At 45.3% G+C, this 21204-nt stretch carries 15 protein-coding genes and 1 pseudogene; all 16 read left to right on the top strand.

The window, feature by feature from the left end; genetic code table 11:
* Window positions 1-135: 135 nt before the first annotated feature.
* The 16 genes and pseudogenes from pilM (at window position 136) to VFDL14_RS16925 (ending at window position 21150) form a co-directional block, all read left to right on the top strand.
* A complete protein-coding gene (pilM, locus tag VFDL14_RS17000) occupies window positions 136-1161 on the top strand; it encodes a type IV pilus assembly protein PilM (protein ID WP_032549997.1) in 1026 nt (341 codons plus the stop codon).
* Window positions 1145-1744 carry a PilN domain-containing protein gene (locus VFDL14_RS16995; RefSeq protein ID WP_032549998.1) on the top strand — a complete coding sequence of 200 codons (600 nt, stop codon included), beginning with the start codon at window positions 1145-1147 and terminating at the stop codon, window positions 1742-1744. Before pilM ends, VFDL14_RS16995 begins: the two co-directional genes overlap by 17 nt.
* The gene (locus VFDL14_RS16990; protein WP_032549999.1) at window positions 1737-2330 is read left to right on the top strand and encodes a type 4a pilus biogenesis protein PilO; all 594 of its coding nucleotides are present in this window, start codon (window positions 1737-1739) and stop codon (window positions 2328-2330) included. Before VFDL14_RS16995 ends, VFDL14_RS16990 begins: the two co-directional genes overlap by 8 nt.
* Window positions 2317-2835 (top strand): pilus assembly protein PilP, encoded by a 519-nt coding sequence (locus tag VFDL14_RS16985; protein ID WP_032550000.1) that lies wholly within the window; start codon window positions 2317-2319, stop codon window positions 2833-2835. Before VFDL14_RS16990 ends, VFDL14_RS16985 begins: the two co-directional genes overlap by 14 nt.
* A gap of 125 nt (window positions 2836-2960) precedes the next feature.
* Window positions 2961-4592: pseudogene (locus VFDL14_RS16980) on the top strand (type IV pilus secretin PilQ); the annotation flags it as partial.
* A 174-nt stretch (window positions 4593-4766) separates the two neighbouring features.
* Window positions 4767-5285 carry a shikimate kinase AroK gene (gene aroK, locus VFDL14_RS16975; RefSeq protein WP_032550005.1) on the top strand — a complete coding sequence of 173 codons (519 nt, stop codon included), beginning with the start codon at window positions 4767-4769 and terminating at the stop codon, window positions 5283-5285.
* A gap of 25 nt (window positions 5286-5310) precedes the next feature.
* Window positions 5311-6399 carry a 3-dehydroquinate synthase gene (aroB, locus tag VFDL14_RS16970; RefSeq protein WP_032550007.1) on the top strand — a complete coding sequence of 363 codons (1089 nt, stop codon included), beginning with the start codon at window positions 5311-5313 and terminating at the stop codon, window positions 6397-6399.
* Window positions 6400-6481: 82 nt separating this feature from the next.
* Window positions 6482-8026 (top strand): SPOR domain-containing protein, encoded by a 1545-nt coding sequence (locus VFDL14_RS16965; protein WP_032550008.1) that lies wholly within the window; start codon window positions 6482-6484, stop codon window positions 8024-8026.
* Window positions 8027-8095: 69 nt separating this feature from the next.
* Window positions 8096-8935 (top strand): Dam family site-specific DNA-(adenine-N6)-methyltransferase, encoded by an 840-nt coding sequence (locus tag VFDL14_RS16960; protein WP_032550009.1) that lies wholly within the window; start codon window positions 8096-8098, stop codon window positions 8933-8935.
* Between the two features lie 210 nt (window positions 8936-9145).
* Entirely contained in the window at window positions 9146-9820 is a 675-nt protein-coding gene (rpe, locus tag VFDL14_RS16955; protein ID WP_032550011.1) for a ribulose-phosphate 3-epimerase, read from the top strand.
* 118 nt (window positions 9821-9938) lie between these two features.
* Window positions 9939-10625: a phosphoglycolate phosphatase gene (locus VFDL14_RS16950; RefSeq protein WP_032550013.1), complete on the top strand. Its 687-nt coding sequence runs from the start codon at window positions 9939-9941 to the stop codon at window positions 10623-10625.
* 174 nt (window positions 10626-10799) lie between these two features.
* The gene (gene trpS / locus VFDL14_RS16945) at window positions 10800-11816 is read left to right on the top strand and encodes a tryptophan--tRNA ligase (protein ID WP_032550015.1); all 1017 of its coding nucleotides are present in this window, start codon (window positions 10800-10802) and stop codon (window positions 11814-11816) included.
* Window positions 11817-12404: 588 nt separating this feature from the next.
* Complete coding sequence (locus VFDL14_RS16940; protein WP_032550016.1) at window positions 12405-13505, top strand: porin; 1101 nt, start codon at window positions 12405-12407, stop codon at window positions 13503-13505.
* A 21-nt stretch (window positions 13506-13526) separates the two neighbouring features.
* Window positions 13527-16724, top strand: a complete 3198-nt coding sequence (locus VFDL14_RS16935; RefSeq protein WP_032550017.1) for an ExeM/NucH family extracellular endonuclease — start codon at window positions 13527-13529, stop codon at window positions 16722-16724.
* 113 nt (window positions 16725-16837) lie between these two features.
* Entirely contained in the window at window positions 16838-20218 is a 3381-nt protein-coding gene (locus VFDL14_RS16930; RefSeq protein ID WP_032550018.1) for an ExeM/NucH family extracellular endonuclease, read from the top strand.
* 47 nt (window positions 20219-20265) lie between these two features.
* On the top strand, window positions 20266-21150 hold the full coding sequence (locus tag VFDL14_RS16925; RefSeq protein WP_032550020.1) for an endonuclease I family protein: 885 nt from the start codon (window positions 20266-20268) through the stop codon (window positions 21148-21150).
* Window positions 21151-21204: the final 54 nt, after the last annotated feature.

Raw genomic sequence — 21204 nt, forward strand, 5'->3', positions numbered from 1 at the left:
GATTAGTTAAGGCTGATAAGCAGCAAACCCTTGTACTCTAGACTAAAAACTTAGCTTTCGTTTATTAACGCTTATTTAACCAATAATCACAACCCCTATATAAGCAACGAAATGCTTGGCATGTCAGGAGCTGGTATGGGTTCGTCATTAGTTACAGGTATAGATATAAACAATCACAGCATCAAAGCTGTGGTTTTAAAGCCCGTTGGAGAGTTATATGCCGTAGTGGGATACAAAGAACTGCCTATTACGGACGACATTTTCACAGATAACCACACCTTGGAGTATCAGAAAACTGTAAAGAAACTCAAAGAACTTAGGAAAGGCTTACCATTTGGCTGCCGTCATGCCGCTATTTCAGTCCCAGATAATACCGTGATTAGCAAAGTATTGCAGATAGAAAGTGACCTAGAAGACCGAGAAAAAGAGTTCTCTATCTATCAAACTTTTGCTCACCAATCACCTTTTCCGATTGAGGAGCTGAGCCTAGATTTCATTAAACTGGACGATAAGCGATTTGGAAATGGCTCAACCACCAGTTATCAGGTTTATGCAACGCGCAAAGAAGTGGTGGAGAGTCGCTCCCAAGCGCTGACTAAAGCTGGTTTTCGTCCGGTTATGGTAGATACCCAAGCTCATGGGTTACTTCACATTTGGCAGCTGGCAACTCGGCTTTATCCAGAGAAGCAGAGTTGGATAATGATCGATATTGGGGTCAATCAAACCTCACTTGGCCTCATTCCGCAAAGCGGGATTCCATTTTTCAAAGATATAGCCTTTGGTACTCAAGCGCTTTATCAGGCAGGCCACATAGGGGAACACACGACTCCCTTTGCCTCTGCAGAGCAGACTCAAGCCTTTACCGTGAACTTGATCGAAAGGCTCAAACGCCAGTTTCAGCTCTACGCGTCGGCCAACTCTCTTCAAGCACTGAAAGGAATCTGGTTGATGGGAGAGGGAGCGGAAACTCCGATGCTTGCAGGGCAGTTGGAACGCCATTTTCAGCTCGCGTGTGAAACGCTTAATCCCTTAGCGCTCTTTGAGAATAAAGCCTCTAATAAACGCTATAAGGGCATGGACCGACATGCCTTTGGTATTGCGGCTGGCATTGCAGTGAGTGGTGTGAAGTGGCAAGGAGTGAAGCATGTTGCATCAAATTAACCTTCTTCCTTGGCGTGATGAGCTAAGAGCACAGCACAAGAAACGCTTCATTCAATTGGTGATCTTAGGAACCTTAGTTGCGGTTATGGGACAATGGGCTATCGGGCATTACTTCCAACAAGAGAAAGCTCGTCAGCAAGCGCGTCTTACCTATCTTGAGCAATATATCGGCCAGCTTGATAAACAGATTCGCTCTTTGAAAGTTGCGGAGCGTGAGCACAAAGCCATTTTAACTCGCCTAGATGTCGTTGAATCACTTCAGTCTGGTCGCAACAAAACCACGCACTTTATGAATCTGATGCCTGAATTGATTCCTGAAGGGGTGTACGTCGACAAGATCAAGATGAATGGGCAAGAGATAGAGATGTCGGGTATCAGTGACAGCACAGCACGGCTCGCCACTATGCTCGATAACCTAGAACGTTCCGCCTCCCTCAGTAATGTTGAAATGCACTCAATTGTGCACAATCGCAAGCGCTTTAATAAAGAATTTCAAACCTTTAAGGTCTCATTTGGCTTTGTCTCGCCCTCTATAAAACAGACGCGAATACGAAGCAAGGCTCAAGAGGCGTCGCATGGTTAACCTTCAAGATCTCGATGTCGACGAAATCACTGAGTGGCCACTACTACCACAGATGTTGGTGATTGTTTTGTTGATGCTGGTTATTCAAGGTTTCGGCGCTTGGTTCTATGTGATGCCACTTAATGACGAACTTGAGCAAATGAAGCAGCAAGAGCAGACCTTAAAAACCACCCTTAGGATCAAAGCCAATAAAGTGGCCACTCTGCCTGCGTTACAGAATCAACTTGATGAATTGACCAGTCGCTACGATTACCTACTTGAGCAGCTTCCAGTTCAAAAAGAGTTAGCGAGTATGTTGGCCTCTGTGAATGAGCTCGGCTTAGACAACAACCTCACTTTTACTCGTATTGACTGGGGGGCGAAAGAGAACAAGGCTTTTCTGTATCGACTGCCTCTGAATATTGAGCTAACGGGTGACTACCATGAGATTGGGGACTTTTCTGCCGCTATAGCCAAGCTACCGCGCATTATCAGTTTTGATGATGTGACTTGGCAAAGAGTTAGCCAAGAAAGCAGTACTTTGCATTTCCGTGTTCGCGCATACACCTACCAATTCAAGGCAGAGGTCAAAGATGAGTCTCGTTAGATCGCTGCTGGTGCTGTTGATTGTTTCTACGGTCGTCGGGTGTAAGGCAAATCAAGACTCTTTAGAGGAGTTTGTTGTCCAGGTAGAGGCAAGAGCACGCAAAGACGTCGAGCAGCTAAGTCCTACTTCTGAGTTCATTGCCGCGCAATATCACCAAAGGACGCATCGTCCGCCATTTGAACTGCCCAAAGAGGCGTTGGTACTGACTCAACCCAAAGCGAAAAAAGATTGTTGGCAGCCAAATCGACGCAGTCGTACGGGCAAGTTAGAGAAGTATCCGCTGGAACAGTTGCGGCTCAAGGGAGTCATGGGCAGCGGCAGTCAAATCTCTGGTCTTGTTCAAACTCCCAAAGGAAGCGTCGTCAAGGTCCAGAAAGGCCAATTCATCGGCTTGAACAGTGGGCGTGTTACCAAAGTCACCAGTCAGTACGTATTGATTAATGAAACCCTTCCAGATGGTCTAGGTTGTTGGCATCGACGCAATGTCCGCTTAGCTCTCAAATAAACCAACCACATGCCGTGGATAGAGATGTAGATATGATTAAAGGATTAAGTCGGTTATCGAGCCGGATGCACCAAGCTGTTTTCGTTGTGTTGCTATGTTGCGTCACGGTTGGGGTCAAAGCACAAACGCAACCCAATGAACTAAAGAGTATCGATTTTAGGGTTAATCAAGCTCGTGAAGCAGTGATTGTTATTCAGTTGGCCTCTAGTAGTACTGTCGTTGACGTGCAGAAAGCTCAAGAGGGGCTCAGTATTGAGCTACTTAATACTCAAGTCGCAGATGACAAACTCTACCTTTTAGATGTGAAGGACTTTTCAACCTTGGTGGAAGAGATTGAGGTATTTAGAGAAACACCGAGTACCCGTTTATTCGCAAACATCAATGCTGACTACGACTATGAGTATCAGATTAACGGGCGTGAAATCGAGGTGGTGATCAGCGCCCCCACAATAGCCGAGGATGAACCTAAGAAGAGTATTCTCGACAGAGAGGGCAAGCTCATCTCGATTAACTTCCAAGATATCCCTGTGCGGAACGTATTGCAGCTTATCGCTGACTATAACGATTTTAACTTGGTGGTGTCTGACTCTGTATCTGGCAACCTCACACTGCGCCTTGATGGTGTGCCATGGCAGCAAGTGCTGGACATCATTCTTCAGGTCAAAGGGCTCGATAAGCGAGTTGATGGCAATGTGATACTGGTAGCTCCAAGAGCCGAACTCGACCTGAGAGAGCAGCAAGCCCTGGAAAAGTCGAGACTAGAGCAAGAGCTAGGGGAGTTGAAGTCAGAGATTATTAAAATTAACTTTGCCAAAGCCACCGATATTGCCGATATGATTGGTGGTGATGGAACCGTTAGCATGCTCTCTGATAGAGGCAGCATTACCATTGATGAACGTACTAATTCGTTGTTGATTCGAGAGCTCGCTGAGAACATTTCGGTGATCCGAGAAATTATCGAGTCACTCGATATTCCAGTAAAACAGGTTCAGATTGAGGCGAGAATAGTGACAGTCACTGAAGGGAATCTAGATGAGCTTGGTGTGCGTTGGGGCGTTTCATCAACCAATGGTAGCTTTAAAGCCGGAGGCTCGATAGAAGGTAATTATCCGACAATCCAGCCCTATAACGGTGGCGATAGCGGTGATGATTCCAGTGCGCTCGACAACTATCTCAACGTCAACCTTGGCGCAACTTCTCCGAATGCATCGAGCATTGCTTTTCAAGTGGCCAAGCTAGGATCGGACACCTTGCTTGATTTGGAGTTATCGGCTCTTCAACAAGAGTCAAAAGCGGAGATCATCTCCAGTCCTCGTTTAATCACCACCAATAAGAAGCCTGCCTATATTGAACAGGGAACAGAAATCCCTTACTTAGAATCGTCTTCGAGTGGTGCGACATCGGTATCATTCAAGAAGGCGGTATTGAGCCTTAAGGTGACGCCACAGATAACTCCAGATAACCGCTTGGTGCTGGATCTCAGCGTGACCCAAGACAGGCCCGGACAAGTGGTGAAAACCGGTACGGGTGAAGCGGTGGCAATAGATACTCAGAGAATTGGTACACAGGTTTTGGTAAACAACGGAGAAACCGTAGTGTTGGGAGGGATTTTTCAACATAGTGTGAGTAATACCGTTGATAAGGTGCCAGTTCTTGGGGATTTACCGCTTTTAGGCGCATTATTTCGCCGAAGTTATGAAAATGTAGGGAAAAGTGAGCTGTTGATCTTTGTTACACCTAAAGTTGTGATTCAGTAACGGATAATTAGATCAAAAATAAAGTTGCATTAGTGGCACCTAACCTTGATAATTTCGGGTCTTATCACGAATTATCTGTGAGGAATCGGTGCCACGGGCCTTTTAATTTCAGTATTACTACTGACCTACCTTGTGGCGATGTCATTGAATTAACGTTGTAAATTACTGCTAAACATGGCTGAGAAACGCAATATTTTTCTTGTTGGCCCAATGGGCGCCGGCAAAAGTACAATTGGTAGACACCTAGCTTCCCAACTGCACATGGAGTTTCTAGACTCTGATACTGTAATCGAAGAGCGCACTGGCGCAGACATCGCTTGGGTATTTGATGTAGAAGGTGAAGAAGGTTTCCGTAAACGCGAAGAATCTGTAATCAACGATCTGACAGAAGAGCAAGGTATTGTTCTTGCGACAGGCGGTGGTTCAGTAATGAGCAAAGAAAATCGCAACCGTCTATCTGCACGAGGTATTGTTGTTTACCTTGAAACAACAATTGAAAAGCAACTTGCGCGTACAAACCGCGACAAGAAGCGCCCTCTACTTCAAACGGATAACCCGCGTGATGTGCTAGAAGATCTAGCAATGACTCGCAACGCACTATACGAAGAAGTGGCGGACTACACAGTTCGTACTGACGATCAAAGTGCAAAAGTGGTAGCCAACCAGATCGTAAAAATGCTAGAAGAACGTTAAGTTCAATTTTTTCGGAGAGCAAACCATGGAACGGATTACGGTCAATCTAGCTGAGCGTAGCTACCCAATCTCTATCGGCGCCGGGTTATTTGAAGACCCGGCGTACCTTTCTTTTTTATCTGGCAAACAAAAAGTCGTTGTGATCAGTAATGTCACAGTTGCGCCTTTGTATGCGGATAAAATCTTATCGCTTTTAAGTGATGTTGGCTGTCAAGCATCTCTGCTGGAGCTGCCTGATGGCGAGCAATACAAGACGCTTGAAACCTTTAACACCGTAATGAGCTACATGCTTGAAGGAAATTACAGCCGCGATGTGGTCGTGATTGCTTTAGGTGGCGGTGTGATTGGTGACCTTGTCGGCTTTGCGGCGGCTTGTTACCAGCGTGGTATTGATTTCGTTCAGATTCCAACAACTCTGCTTTCACAAGTTGACTCGTCGGTAGGTGGTAAAACTGCGGTTAACCACCCTATGGGTAAAAACATGATCGGTGCTTTCTATCAACCGAAGTCAGTGATCATCGATACCAATTGTTTATCGACTCTACCTGAGCGCGAGTTTGCGGCAGGTATTGCTGAAGTGATCAAGTACGGCATCATTTATGATGAAGCCTTCTTTAGTTGGCTTGAAGAGAATCTTGATAAGCTGTATCAACTCGACGAGCAAGCACTAACTACAGCGATTGCTCGTTGTTGTGCGATTAAAGCTGAAGTCGTGGCACAAGATGAGAAAGAGTCAGGAATCCGTGCGTTATTGAACCTAGGTCATACATTTGGTCATGCGATTGAAGCAGAACTAGGCTATGGTAATTGGCTACACGGTGAAGCAGTTTCATCCGGTACGGTTATGGCTGCGAAAACAGCACAGCTGCAGGGCTTGATTACCGAGCAGCAACTTGAGCGCATTATTTCTATACTCAAGAGTGCGAAGTTGCCGATTCATACCCCAGAAAGCATGTCTTTTGAAGATTTCATGAAGCACATGATGCGTGATAAAAAAGTGCTCTCTGGTCAGCTCCGCCTCGTTCTACCAACCAGCATTGGTACAGCCGATGTGGTTGCCGATGTACCTCAGGACATCATCAAACAAGCGATTGATTTCTGTCGTACGCTTTAAGCAAGAAGTAACGTTACTCTGAGCTATTGTGGCTCAGAGTGACAATCTCGATGTTTGGTTGATTTGTCAGTAGGGAAGCCTAATGAGTTTGGCTCATGAATTAAGAGTATTGGAGTTAGAGTCTCAGGTTGAGCTGCTAGAGCGGTTACAACTACTCACCAATTTTGGTTCAAACTTAGTAACTGTAGCGGGTAAGCCCGGTTCAGGAAAAACATGGTTAGCGCAACGCTACCTTGAAGCTTGGGCGACTGATAAAAATCAATGCCTACTGTTTTGTCATCCCAATCAAGACGACCAACAACTCCGTGCGCTCATTCTGAGCCAAATCGTTTCCGATCCTCTTTTTAATCAACATGACTCCCTAAGCGATAGCCTAACGCGAATCCTTGATGGTGATTCGTGCGATGTGGTGATCGTGGTTGATAATGCCCATCGATTATCGGAAGTGTTGGTTTCGGAGCTGTGGTTGTTGGTACTCGAAGCGCAAAATAACCCTCAATGGACGATTAATGTTGTTCTGTTTTCAGAATTGGGACATTTAGATTCTCTCTTAACTCGCTTGAGTTACGGGCAAGAGCATAAGCCCATTGACCTTGAAATTGAGCCTCTATCGGAGCAAGAGGCACTGCAGTTTTTTGAGTCGTTGGTGGTGCGTTATGTGGAAGACGATATGGAAAATCGGGTACGAAGCGCATTTAGGAAAGCTGCGCCTCTGCCGGGTGAGTTAATGGCTCTAGGAGAGTTAAAAGTGGAAAAAAGGATTATTATTCGCTCAATTATTGGCTCACCAACCAACATCGCAATTTTGGTAGCCTTGTTATTGGTTGTGATTGGTGGTGGTTACTGGTGGATGCTTAGTCAGCCAACCCCCGATGATAAAGCAGAATCTCTGATTGCCCCAATTGAGCAGACCGCGATTCCTACCTTTGAAACCAAAGAGAGTCAGAGTGACGAAAATTTGGAAGACGTGACTGCGCCTGAATCTGATGGTGGTGATAGCTATGTCGGTGCAGAAGATGATACCTCCTCTCTACCTCCTGTTGTGGTTGAAGAGACAGTAAGCGTAGGAGCAGAGCAAGATACTCAGCAACGTGTGGTTATTACTTCTGATGTTGTCGATGCGCTTCTGGAAGGCAAACCAGAGACGGTCGATACCCAGAATATTGATGATGTTGTTGAGGCAAATGGTTCATCAAGCAGCAACGAACCAATTGCTCCGTCGCAGGCAGCGCTTGAAGCTTCCAGTGATGATGAAGGTGCTGCTCGTGAACAAGCGGAACTGGCAGCCCAAGAAGCGGCACAAGCACCTGCGAAAACCATCACCTTCTCGTTTGCGAGAGACGAACTCAAAGCCTTGTCGCCACGAGCTTATACTCTTCAGCTAGGCGCGATGACAGAGCTTGAAGATGTTCAGTCTTTCATTGAGCAATACGATATTGCTGATGACGTTCGTATCTACCCAACAGTACGTAATGATATCGAGTGGTTCATTGTCACTTACCAAAATTACCCAACCATTCAAGTGGCTCGAGATGCGGTAGAATCGCTACCAAAAGAGTTACAAGCATTGGAACCTTGGGCAAAATCGATGAATCAAGTACATCGAGAGATAGAACGTGCGAAATAACGCTGAGCTTCGCCTCAAAATATGTTACATTCCGCAGCCTTATTTTTGAGTTGATAGATAGAGCAGTAAATGAAAAAGCAGCGTGCCTTTCTAAAATGGGCTGGTGGTAAATATGGCCTAGTAGAAGATATCCAACGCCACTTGCCGCCTGCTCGTAAATTGGTGGAGCCATTTGTTGGTGCCGGTTCAGTGTTTCTGAACACGGATTATGACCAATACTTATTGGCTGACATCAATCCTGATCTGATCAACCTATATAATCTCCTCAAGACCGATCCTGAGACCTATATTACGGAAGCAAAACGCTGGTTTTGCCCTGAAAACAACCGTAAAGAAGCGTACTTAGATATCCGTGCACAGTTCAACGATACGGATAACGTGATGTACCGTTCGTTGGCATTTTTATACATGAACCGTTTTGGTTTTAATGGCTTATGTCGTTATAACAAAAAAGGTGGCTTTAACGTGCCGTTCGGTTCTTATAAGAAGCCTTACTTCCCTGAAGCTGAGCTAGAGTTCTTTGCTGAGAAAGCTAAGAAAGCGACGTTTGTTTGCGAAGGTTATAGTGAAACCTTTAGCCGCGCTCGTAAAGGGTGTGTGGTGTATTGCGATCCTCCTTATGCACCGCTTTCTACTACTGCTAATTTTACCTCTTACGCAGGTAATGGTTTTTCACTGGATGACCAAGCTGCACTCGCTGACATCGCTGAGAAAACAGCAATGGAGCGTGGCATTCCTGTGTTGATCTCTAACCACGACACCACTTTGACACGCCGCTTGTATCACGGTGCGGACCTTAACGTTGTGAAAGTGAAACGTACTATTAGTCGTAACGGAGCAGGGCGCAATAAAGTCGATGAGCTACTGGCGCTGTTCCATGCAGAGAAGAACCAACAAGCTGCAGAGTAGCGAAGGTTTACTGAGCCAATCAACCAATTACATTGCTAGATCCGTTGACTTGGCACTTTGATAAACAATTCCCTTGAACTGCTAGGATCTCTTTCATCGGTTAGGTAGAATTGCGCACCAGATAGTCTTGGGTTTGAGCCTTGTATTTGTGTATGAGATGCCACCAAGGCGGTGATATTCGCATTTTTACTCACTCTTAAGAGGTCTGGTATGAAAGATTTTCTAATCGCTCCATCTATTTTGTCTGCAGATTTTGCTCGTCTTGGTGAAGACGTAGAACGCGTACTTGCAGCGGGTGCTGACGTTGTGCACTTTGATGTGATGGATAACCACTACGTACCAAACCTGACTTTTGGTGCGCCTATCTGTAAAGCGCTTCGTGATTACGGTATTACAGCGCCGATCGACGTTCACTTAATGGTTAAGCCAGTTGATAACATCGTGCCTGATTTTGCTAAAGCGGGTGCATCGATGATCACGTTCCACGTTGAAGCTTCTGAACACATTGACCGCACACTGCAGCTTATTAAAGAGCACGGCTGTAAAGCGGGTGTAGTACTAAACCCAGCAACGCCGCTTTCTTGCCTAGATTACATCATGGACAAGGTTGACTTGATTCTACTGATGTCGGTAAACCCAGGCTTTGGTGGCCAATCTTTCATTCCTCACACTTTAGATAAGTTGCGCGCTGTTCGTAAGATGATCGATGAATCAGGCCGTGACATTCGTCTTGAGATTGATGGTGGTGTAAAAGTGGATAACATTCGCGAAATTGCAGAAGCGGGCGCAGACATGTTTGTTGCGGGTTCTGCAATTTTCAACCAGCCAGATTACAAAGAAGTCATTGATGAGATGCGTGCAGAGCTTGCAAAAGTTAACGCATAAAAGTAGAACTAGGGTCTGTTGACCTAAACTAAAGAATTTAGATAAAGGGGCTGATTGGCCCCTTTTTTACGTCTTATTGCTCAACTCATAAGGCGAATACAAAATATAGGAAAGTAAGATGTCATTAAGCTCAATAAAACTGATTGCCTTTGATTTGGATGGAACCTTGTTGGACAGCGTGCCAGATCTTGCTGTTGCAGCGGACCAAGCTTGTCAGGCGATGGGATTTTCTGCGGTAAGCGAAGAGGAAGTGCGTGATTATGTAGGTAACGGCGCAGATGTTCTTATCGGACGCTCCCTGAGTCGCAGTCTCACGGTCGACCCTCAGCTTGAGCCTGAGTTACTAAAGAAAGCTCGTGTGATGTTTGATGACTTCTATGAGCAAGGTGGTCATAAGCTAAGCCACTTGTATCCATCAGTAAAAGAGACATTGGCTGAGCTTCATAAAGCAGGCTTTACTATGGCATTGGTAACGAATAAGCCATCGAAGTTTGTTCCTGATGTTCTAGCGCAGCACGGTATCGATAAGTACTTTGTAGATGTACTGGGTGGTGACTCGTTCCCTGAAAAGAAACCCAACCCAGTCGCTTTGAACTGGCTGTTAGAGAAGCACAATGTAAAGGCCGACGAAATGCTGATGGTCGGTGACTCAAGCAATGACATTAAAGCGGCGAAGAATGCGGGTTGTCACTCGTTTGGTCTGACTTACGGTTACAACCATGGTGAGCCAATTTCAGCATCAAAACCTGACTACGTGGCAGATAGCGTTGCTCAATTACTAGATGTCGTTCTCGTTTCAGCATAATGCGGACAAAAGTTAGCTAACCTACTAGCAAAATACTTGTCAATGAGTACACTGGATGAGCCGTACAGAAAGAGCTGTGCGGCTTTTCTATATTTAAGTTAAGAAGCTAGTCTGTAAGACGCAACGTTAAACGAGTTGAGTTCAAACTAGCGAACAAGCAAAGGAATTAAAACCATGAGCAAGCCCATCGTATTGAGTGGTGTTCAACCATCAGGTGAACTAAGTATCGGTAACTACTTGGGTGCTCTACGTCAATGGCAACAGATGCAAGATGACTACGATTGCCAATACTGTGTTGTAGACCTTCACGCGGTTACGGTTCGTCAAGATCCTAAAGCTCTGCATGAAGCGACTCTAGACGCACTAGCTATCTGTCTTGCTGTCGGTGTTGATCCAAAGAAGAGCACGCTATTTGTTCAGTCTCACGTACCAGAGCATGCTCAACTTGGTTGGCTTCTTAACTGTTACACGCAGATGGGTGAACTGAGCCGTATGACTCAATTCAAAGACAAGTCTGCGCGTCACTCGAACGACGTAAACGTAGGTCTGTTTGATTACCCAGTATTGATGGCTGCAGATATTCTGCTTTACGGTGCTCACCAAGTACCAGTAGGTAGCGACCAGAAGCAGCACCTGGAGCTAGCGCGTGATATCGCGACTCGCTTCAATAACATCTACTCTCCTGAACAGCCAATCTTCGAAGTGCCAGAACCGTACATTCCAACCGTGAATGCACGTGTAATGAGCCTACAAGATGCCACGAAGAAGATGTCTAAGTCGGACGACAACCGTAAGAACGTGATTACGCTTCTGGAAGAGCCTAAGTCGATCATCAAGAAGATCAACAAAGCGCAAACCGATGCGGAGATGCCGCCACGCATTGCTCATGATTGGGAAAACAAAGCGGGTATCTCGAATCTGATGGGTCTGTACTCTGCAGCAACGGGTAAAACGTTTGAAGAGATTGAAGCGCAATACCAAGGCGTAGAGATGTACGGTCCATTTAAGAAAGACGTTGGCGCAGCAATCGTTGAGATGCTAGAGCCAATCCAAGCTGAATACCGCCGCATTCGTGAAGATCGTGCCTACATGGACGCAGTAATGAAAGCGGGCGCAGAAAAAGCTTCAGAACGCGCAGCAGTTACCCTGAAGAAAGCTTACGAAGCCGTAGGTTTTGTAACTCGCCCATAGTTTTCAACCGCTAAATTCATTGCTAAAGCCTCTGTCTAGTACAGAGGCTTTTTTGTTTCTACTGATTTAGATTTATAAAACCCTTATATTCACCACCTAAATATATTACGGCGATAATTAATAGATATATTTGTAAGCGCGCGTAATCAAAATCACCTTAATTGTTATATTGTACCAATTTTCTAAACTATAAAATCAGGCCTTATTAATAATTCACTTAACACCAACTTAATTAACTTTCTGAGATGTAGAGCAATATTTTGTAAATTTAGATGAAATGCTCTATTGCACATTACCCATTCTGTTGAATTTATAATCAACGCCGTAATATCAGCGACATAAATGTGAAATAAACCTCATTTATGGTGTTTATCGCTTTATCTAATTGCATAAAAGTAAGAGATTACACAGGTTTAATATAACTAGGTAAGCTTGGCTACATTCAGAATCACCCTTGTGAATCTGTGCTTTTTCACGCGTAAATTTCAATCGAAACCATATTTATAAAATAAATGGTTGGAATTTCTGCGCGCTAATTGGCTTTGGAACGATATTCCATTACGAGTGTTGAATTTAAGGAAATAAGTGATGTTAAAAAGAAATGCAGTGGCGCTAGCTATTTCTTCTTTGTTTATGGCATCGGCTGTAAATGCCGTAACTATTTATGAAGATGAGAATGGTGACTTCGTAAAACTCTATGGCGAGGTCGGCGTTGGTGGTCATATTGGCGCTAACTATGAATACGGTGAGTTTTACGCAGACCAAACTTTCATTGATGACTCATTCGCAACCATGGGTGTGAAAGGTAAACAAGACAAGATGCACTATCGCTTAGAGCTGGACTATGAGCGTGAGAACTGGGAATACGGTTCAGGTGATATGGTTCTGGCGATCGATAAGGTCTTTATTGGATATGACCTGTACAAGAGCAAGAATCAAGAACACTACGTAGAGGTAGGTCTAACCGATACTGCATTTGATGATTACGACAAGTGGGGTGACTTCACTTTTGATACCACTGTTGAAACGGGTGAAGCTGGCGACCAAGACATGACCGCAAAGTATGAAGGTAAATACTTTGGCGCAATCAAAGTTGGCGCTTCGTACACCAACCGCGCTGAATCATCTTCTGGCTCTGAGCTTGGTGAAATCGTGAATGGTTACATTGGTTACTTTGGCGATCGCTTCTCTGTCGTAGCTGGTGCGGAAGGTCGCGGTGGCTCTGACGGTAAATCGAAATATGGCGAGCAGCGTCTACTAGGTGCTGGCGCGCGCCTTGCTGTGACGGAAACTTTCCACCTTGGCGTTAATGCGTTCTTCGAAGAAGAAGATATTGCACAGTCAAGAACACTGGTTTCAGTTGATCCTGTTACTGGTGAGAAAACTTACGTGAACAATGATTTTCAAACTCTGGAGAACAAAGGTTACCTGGCTTCAGCGAAGTACCAGTTTACTGATAATTGGGAGTTCACTGCTTCATACAACTACGAAGAGTATGAGCAATGGGCGATTGACAATCGCAATGAGCAAGCAGCAAGTGGTAACGACAAGCACAGCTGGGGTGATGAGCGCGTATGGGGCACATTGGGTGTCAACTACCGTCCAACACGTTCTAGTGTGATTGCACTTGAGTGGAACACTGGTGAAGCAGCTCAAGATGCTTACGCTTACGCTCGTGTGTACTTCTAATTAAATCAGAGAGATATCGAAATGAATAAAAAAATGACTCTACTTGCTGGTGCGATTAGTAGTGTGCTTAGCGGCGCGGCACTGGCGGACATCAATAATATTCTGATTACAGAGTATGTAGAATCAAGCGTTGATAAGTACGCAATCAACAGTGCAGTCGAGATCACCAATACAGGTACTACACCGTTCACCTTTACCGATCATGCACTGTATTACAGCAGCTACAAAAACAAAGTTTTAAAGCCGGATGATGCAACCCCTGTACTGAAAGATGTCACTATTGCTGCTGGAGAAAGCATCGTAGTCGTTGGTGATAATGCCACTGTTGATCTGAAAAACGCAGTTGCAGCAAATGGTGCGACGATCGTTTACTCGGGCAGCTACGGCGGCATTGGCCATGATGCTCTGAACTTTAATGGTGATGATCCAGTTTGGATTGGTGCGGATAGCAACCCAGATACCATCCACGACATTATTGGTGTCAGCGGTTCAACATGGGGTAGAGAAGTTACTCTACGCCGTACAAAAGACGCGACAACTCCAGACAGCTCTTATGTAGAACTACACTGGGCTAATGTAGGCACAGATGTTTACGACGATCTTGGAAAACTAACGCTAGAAGAGCCACCAACACCTCCGCCGCCACCGGTTGAAGTGACTATTGCTGAAGTTCAAGGTACAGGTAAGTTTTCTCCATTAGTAGAAGCGGAATTCGGTACGTCGCTAAAAGAAGACAAATTCTATGAGACAGAAGCATCGTACAAGCTAACTGCTTATGTGGGTTATGTACTGCCGAGTGCTGCTAGCGGTCTTTCTAAAGGCTTCTTCCTATACGATCACGATGGTAACCCACTGACTTCAGATGGTCTGTTTGTATATTCAAGCACTCAACCAGCGGTGGGCACAGAAATCACTGTTGTTGGTACTGTTCGCGAATACTTCGGTCAGACACAGTTTAATATGTCAGGTAACTGGGTAGAAACTGGCAATACTGTTACTCCTCCAGGGCCAGTTGAACTAAAACGCTTACCGGAAGACGGTGCTTCTTTTGCGAATACACTTGAGCGTCATGAAGGTATGTTCGTTAAGCTTGTTGAAGACATGGACGATACTAAGACGGGCAACCAAGATATGCGCGTAACTCGTGCATTTGCCTTCGACTTCGAGCTTTACCACAAAGGTCAGTTCCGTAATAACTTAGCTCTAGCTTATGAAGAGCCTAACTTTCACCCGAACCAAGAATACGTAGCAGGCAGCTTCGAGTCGATCGCTAAGATTGAACAAAACCGTGATGCGACTCTATTCCTTGACAGTGAAAAAGCACCAAGTAACGGCAAAATCCCGTACTACGCAGACTTTAGCTACGACAACCCAATTCGTATCAATGATGGTATTAAGAACGTAGAAGGTGTTATCGCCTATACCTACGATGAATACCGTCTAGTCGTGAAAGATCCTGCTGCTGGTGGCTATCAGATGACAAGTGCTGATATTACGCCAAATACGCCACGACCAGTTTCAAGCAATGGTGAGTATGACATCGTTAATGAAGATTACGATGCAGGCTTTACCGTGAAAGTGGCAACACAAAACGTATTGAACCTGTTCAACTCACCTTACGGTGGTAGTGCAAACCAGCATGGTGACAACCGTGGTGCAGAATCGGAAGAAGAGTACGAGCTACAGAAAGCGAAAATCGTTGAAGCTATCTATGGTCTAGACGCCGATATTCTTGGCTTGATGGAAATCGAGAACAACGGTTTTGGTGATTTTGGTGCAATCAAGACGCTTCTTGCTTCTGTTAACGCAAAATACAATGAAGAAGATTACGCTAAGCGCGGTGACCAAGACTCAATCCACAATCGCTACGTTTTTGTTGGCTTCGATAGCAATGGCGACACCATCCTAGATGAAAACGACACGATTGGTACCGATGCAATTACATCAGGTGTAATTTACCGCCCATCGAAAGTCTCTCTTACATCAGGTCGTATTATTCAAATGCCTGAGCAGCATGCTCCGCTAGTTGAGTACCCGGAAGGTGGTGCGATTATTGACGGCGATGGTGCTGTTCGTGAAAGTGGTGACAACTACCAACGTAATACCGTTGCAGCGACATTCAATGTTCTTAATACAGGTAAGAGTTTAACTGTTGCAATTAACCACTTGAAATCGAAAGGCTCAACTTGTCATGAAGATTGGGTTGGCTGGGAGACTTGGGCTGATTTTGATCCAGTGAACGATGACGTTCGCAACGATGACTACCAAGGTTCTTGTGAAAACTTCCGTGTATCAGCTGCATACCAGCTAGGTACAGAAATGGCGAAAATTGGTGGCGACCAAGTTGTATTGGGTGACATGAACTCATACACCTACGAAGACCCAATGCTTGTTCTTACAGATAACCCAACGGGTAAAGATATTTACGCATCAAGCTACACGTTTGTTGGCGATGAAGTGTTTGAAAAGAATGGTCAAAAGATCACGACAACATTTGGTTACCTAAATGCAGTTGATTTGAAAACACCTGCTGGCAAAACAGCTTGGAGTTACTCATACAACAACGAGATCGGTTCTCTGGACCACCTTCTAATTACACCTTCACTGAAAGAGCGTTTGGTTGATGCTGCTGACTGGCATATCAATGCTGCTGAATCTTCATTGAATGATTACAGCAACTATAAGAAAGCATCTGATGAGGTTTCTAACCCATTCGGTAGAGAAACACCAATCCGTTCTTCTGACCACGATCCAGCAATGGTATCGCTAGGCTACAAGTACGGCGAAGCGGGTGAGTCGAATGTGAACATTGCTGTGAAGAGTGGCCGTGCTGACATCGCATTCCCAGTATCCGCTGATGCGAGATCTGGTGATGTTGCTGAAATCTCTATCTCTCCACAACCACAAAATGTCTCTTTACCGAAAGTGACGTTGAATCAAGACGGTGCACAAACAGTAATGTTTGACGTGGTTGGTCTGGATACGGGTACTTACACGATTTCCATGAAGCTGATGGGAGACCGTGTCGCTGCACAAAATGCTGGGGCATCTTCGTCTCAAGTTATTGAGTCGATGACAATGGCAACCAACATTAGCAAGCAAGATTCAAGCAATGTGTCGCCAGTGACACCTGAATACGATGGTTCAGGTGGTAGCTTTGGCTTCGGTGCTCTGTTGTCACTGATTGGCCTTGGTTTCCTACGCCGCCGTCGTCAGTAATTGATAAAAGGGTTAGTAATTTTTACTAACCCTTTCTTTTGAGTAAAGCCGAGGAAACACAACGTTACCTTGGCTGATATGGATATAAATCTGTTTACCTTTGAGGTTCAAACATGAAAAAAAGTTTAATAGCGATTGCTGTTAGTGCGGTTATCGCGCCTACGGCAAATGCGAATATCATCATCTCTGAGATCACTGAAGGTTCAGGGAGCAATAAGGCAATTGAAATCGCCAATGTCGGCTCTTCTTCTGCTACTTTGGATGGGTATACTGTCGATCTTGCCCCAAATGGTGGTGACTGGAATAACAGCCAATCTTTGGATGGCGTCACGCTGGCTTCAGGGCAAACTTATGTCATTGTTAACGCAAGCGCGGCTGATGAATTAAAAGGTAAAGGTGACGTTGAGTCTACTGTTACTTACTTCAATGGTAATGATGCTGTCGCTGTGCGAAACAATGGCACTGTCGTTGATATCGTCGGTGCTGGCGACGGCCAAGATTTTAATAAAGACGTTACATTACGCAGAACAGATATGTCTCCAAGCACAACTTACGATGCAAGTAAGTTTGAAGTTGTAGATATGAATGATTGGAGTGACTTTGGCAAGGTTGAGCTGGGCGGTGGTGCCGGTGAAGTTGTCATTACTGAATACGTAGAAGGCAGCTCAAACAATAAAGCTATCGAACTCTATAACAATGGCTCTGAAGATATTGATTTAACAGGCTATAAATTAGTTCGTTATAAAGATGGTGACGAGACACCATTGGATATGGTGATCCTTGATGGTCAAACATTACCTGCGAAGTCGGTACTGGTTGTTCTACATGACTCAGCAACTATCACTCTAGATGATGGCGTAAGCTCTATTACCGGTGGCTTATATCATAATGGTGGCGATGCTGTCGGTCTCTTCAACGGTGATACACTTGTCGATGTAGTAGGCGCGGTTCCGACAGCGAGTGGTTGGGGTAAAGATGTTACATTGCAAAGAAATGGCACATCACCGTCTGCGACTTACAATGAATCAGACTGGACAGAGCTAGCCAAAGATACGTTTGACGGCCTAGGTAAAGTCAACGGTTCAGTTGACCCAGACCCTGATCCAGATCCGGACCCAGATCCATCACCAGATACGCTGATCAGTCAGCTTCAAGGTGACTCTTGGGCTTCTCCGTACACAGACCCAGCTAATGGTAAATTCATCTCTGATGAAACCTTTACCGTTGAAGGCGTGATCACCGCGATTCAGAGCGAAGCGCTTGATGGTGATGTTGCTGTTGGTTTCTACATGCAAGATGAAACGCCAGATAGCGATCCGAAAACCTCTGACGGTATCTTTGTTGTCGGTGATGTAACTGGTTTAAGTGTGGGTGATAAGGTTCAGGTAACTGGTCCGGTTCAAGAAAACTATGGTTGGACTCAAATCCCCGCCACTGCAATTAAAGCTGTCGGCACTGGTTCTGTATCGGCTGTGAACCTTGAGCAAATTGCTTCAGACTCAGAGTTTGATTTCACCCTAGAACGTCATGAAGGCATGCTAGTTAATCTTACTTCGACCGTTGATATGCGCGTTTCACGCAGCTACAGCTTGGACGAAGGACCTAAGCGTTACAACCTCGTTCTTAGCCAAGGAAAAGCAAATGTTCACCCGAACCAAGCGAACTTCCCGGGTACTGACGAAGCTGCAAAAGCAGCGGACTGTAATGATGATGTACGCTTAGTCGTTGAGTCATTTAAGAAAGATACTGTTGGCGCACCAGCGTGGTACCCAGATTTTGCTAAAACAGATATTGATCAAAATGGTTCAACAGAAGATTTCATTCGTGTAGGTGATCGTGCAAGTAACCTTCAAGGTGTGCTCGGGTACTCTTACTCAGACTACCGCTTCTACGTAACAGAAGATGCGAACAACGATACTTTCATCGCACGTGGTAACAACCGTGACTTAGCACCTAAAGTTGATGAGGGCGACGTTCGTATCGCAACATTCAATGCCCAAGAGTACTTCAATAGCCTACAAGGCAGCGGTGAGAGCAATGACTTCTTAGCGTTCGATGCTACACCTGGTGCGCAAGATTCAACTCAATTTGATCACCAGACAGCGAAGCTTGTTGCGGCGTTAACCGCGCTTGATGCGGACATCGTTGGTTTGATGGAAGTTGAAAATAACGGCTTTGGAGAAAGCTCTGCGATTTCTTACCTAGTGACTCAGCTTAATGCTGATCTTCCAGAGACTAAGCAATACAACATTGCTAGCAGTGAAGGGCTAACAACGGTAGGAGAACTAGCGACAGCGAACTTTGTTATTTTCCGTCCGAGCACAGTAGGCTTAGATTCGCTGCAAGTGATCCCAATGCCGAAACAAGAAGCTGAAAATGGTGAGTTCACGACTCAACACGCAGCGGTTGTCCCAGTATTCTCGTTTAAAGATCGTGAAGATAAGCTTGTGGTTGCGGTTAACCACTTTGCAGATAAAGACCAAGTTTGTCTAGAAGATACATCGGATGACGATCGTCAAGGCGGTTGTGAGAATCTACGTGTGTCTGCTGCGGATTACCTAGGCCAGAAGCTGTCTGAAATGGAAGGCGAAAAAGTCATTCTTGGTAGCCTAAATGCCTTCAATAACGAAGATGCAATCACAGTACTGACTGATCGTTCAGGTGCACCTGAAAACTATGAGATTAAGACGGCTGAAAAAACTTTTATCGGTGACGAGTCTCTACACGAAGAAGGTGTGGTTGTTGCTGATAGCTACGGTTTTGAGAACGTGATGGAGATTGTAGATCCAAATAGCTACAACGTAGTCCAAGGGGATGAGAATGGTAGCCTCGACTACATTCTGACTTCTGCGGGACTTAAGTCGAAAGTTATTGGCGCAACTCATTGGAATATCAACGCCGGTGAATCTCAAACACTGGACGCTAAGCACGAACTGGGTCAAGCCTACTCTGACTCGTTCCGCGCTGCAGGACATGATCCAGTAGTACTATCGATTGCCTTTGCAGGTAAACCAATTGACCCAGTTGATCCAGTGTTCCCGGATCCTGATCAGCCAGTACAACCGGGTACGCCAGTAGAGCTTCCTGATGAGCCAATCAATGAGCCTCGCCCTGAGTCTCCGATTGGTGGTGCTACCTTTAACCACTTTGTTGATCTGACTAAGTACTCTGACTCTGCTTATTTGAAAGTGGGTGATGAAGTGTCGGTAAGCTTCAACAATGCGACTCAAGCGTTTGTAGCAACCTCTTCAAATGTTCAGAAAGACGTTCTTGATCAGTTCGAAATTGCGCTGGGTTGGACGGAAGTGCCTATCTCAGGTTTAGAGGTTGGTGAGTACACAGTAACAACAGCTGTTGAAGGTAAAGTGATTGAAACGCAGCAAGTGTCTATTACTCAAATGAGTGACTCTGGCAGCGATGGTGGTTCATTTGGCCTAGGCGGTCTATTGAGCCTATTAGGACTTGGCTTCCTACGTCGTCGTTTTAACAAGTAACCTCATTGCATTAAGGAGTAGGGGCTTCGTCGCCCCTAATTAAAAGTATGAAAAAGACACTACTGACTTTACTTATCCCGTGTGCATTCAGTGTTAATGCGGCATATGAACAAGCACATGATCCACATGTTGTCGGCACGCTACCTAAGGTAACTTGTCAAACGACGATTGTTGAGCCACCGGTTCCACCAGGTGAAGTACACAACCCAGATGGCTACTACGACAGCGCATTGAACAAAACAGGCGATGAGCTGAAAGAAGCACTAAACAACATCATCTCGACGGGGATTACACAGCTCTCTTATGGTGATGTGTGGGATGCTCTTGCTACGACTGATGAAGACCCAGACAACAGCAGTAATGTTATTCTGATGTATACCGGTCGCTCTCAGTTGAAAACATTTACCAGCAGCGGCAACAACGATGGTGATGCTTGGAACCGTGAGCACAGTTACCCTAAATCGAATGGTGAGTTCAATGACAGTCGTGCTGCGGCATATACCGACATTCACCACCTTCGCCCAACAGATGCGTCTATCAACTCTGAGCGCGGTAACCTAGAGTTTGATAATGGTGGTTCGCCAACTTCAGAGTCTCCTGAAGCGGGTAACTTAAAAGACGGCGATTCATTTGAGCCTCGTGATGAGGTGAAGGGTGATGTTGCTCGTATGATGTTCTACATGGCAACGCGCTATGAAGGCAAAGATACCAGCGATGTCTCTAACCCAGACCTTGAGCTTGTGCCAAGCGTAATCAATAACGGCACTGCTTTAGGTAATGTTTGTGTACTTCTGGAATGGAATGAGCAAGACCCAGTTGATCACTTTGAATTCAACCGCAACAGCAAAATTCAAAAGATTCAGGGTAACCGTAACCCATTCGTAGATAACCCTCATTGGGTTGATACTATCTTCGAGAAAGATTGTAAGTAATCTAAGAAAAACGATATGAGGCGCCTAGTGCGCCTCTTCTTTATGGGGCTCGTT

Origin of the sequence: Vibrio fortis, from assembly GCF_000695685.1 — a bacterium.
Lineage (GTDB): Bacteria > Pseudomonadota > Gammaproteobacteria > Enterobacterales > Vibrionaceae > Vibrio > Vibrio fortis_A.

Bases quoted from the DNA above. Each gene is read 5' to 3' on its own strand.
- VFDL14_RS16985 (WP_032550000.1), top strand. From the start codon at position 2,317: ATGAGTCTCGTTAGATCGCTGCTGGTGCTGTTGATTGTTTCTACGGTC.
- VFDL14_RS16995 (WP_032549998.1), top strand. From the start codon at position 1,145: ATGTTGCATCAAATTAACCTTCTTCCTTGGCGTGATGAGCTAAGAGCA.
- VFDL14_RS16925 (WP_032550020.1), top strand. From the start codon at position 20,266: ATGAAAAAGACACTACTGACTTTACTTATCCCGTGTGCATTCAGTGTT.
- VFDL14_RS16935 (WP_032550017.1), top strand. From the start codon at position 13,527: ATGAATAAAAAAATGACTCTACTTGCTGGTGCGATTAGTAGTGTGCTT.
- aroB (WP_032550007.1), top strand. From the start codon at position 5,311: ATGGAACGGATTACGGTCAATCTAGCTGAGCGTAGCTACCCAATCTCT.
- VFDL14_RS16960 (WP_032550009.1), top strand. From the start codon at position 8,096: ATGAAAAAGCAGCGTGCCTTTCTAAAATGGGCTGGTGGTAAATATGGC.
- trpS (WP_032550015.1), top strand. From the start codon at position 10,800: ATGAGCAAGCCCATCGTATTGAGTGGTGTTCAACCATCAGGTGAACTA.
- VFDL14_RS16930 (WP_032550018.1), top strand. From the start codon at position 16,838: ATGAAAAAAAGTTTAATAGCGATTGCTGTTAGTGCGGTTATCGCGCCT.
- VFDL14_RS16950 (WP_032550013.1), top strand. From the start codon at position 9,939: ATGTCATTAAGCTCAATAAAACTGATTGCCTTTGATTTGGATGGAACC.
- aroK (WP_032550005.1), top strand. From the start codon at position 4,767: ATGGCTGAGAAACGCAATATTTTTCTTGTTGGCCCAATGGGCGCCGGC.
- pilM (WP_032549997.1), top strand. From the start codon at position 136: ATGGGTTCGTCATTAGTTACAGGTATAGATATAAACAATCACAGCATC.
- VFDL14_RS16965 (WP_032550008.1), top strand. From the start codon at position 6,482: ATGAGTTTGGCTCATGAATTAAGAGTATTGGAGTTAGAGTCTCAGGTT.
- rpe (WP_032550011.1), top strand. From the start codon at position 9,146: ATGAAAGATTTTCTAATCGCTCCATCTATTTTGTCTGCAGATTTTGCT.
- VFDL14_RS16940 (WP_032550016.1), top strand. From the start codon at position 12,405: ATGTTAAAAAGAAATGCAGTGGCGCTAGCTATTTCTTCTTTGTTTATG.
- VFDL14_RS16990 (WP_032549999.1), top strand. From the start codon at position 1,737: ATGGTTAACCTTCAAGATCTCGATGTCGACGAAATCACTGAGTGGCCA.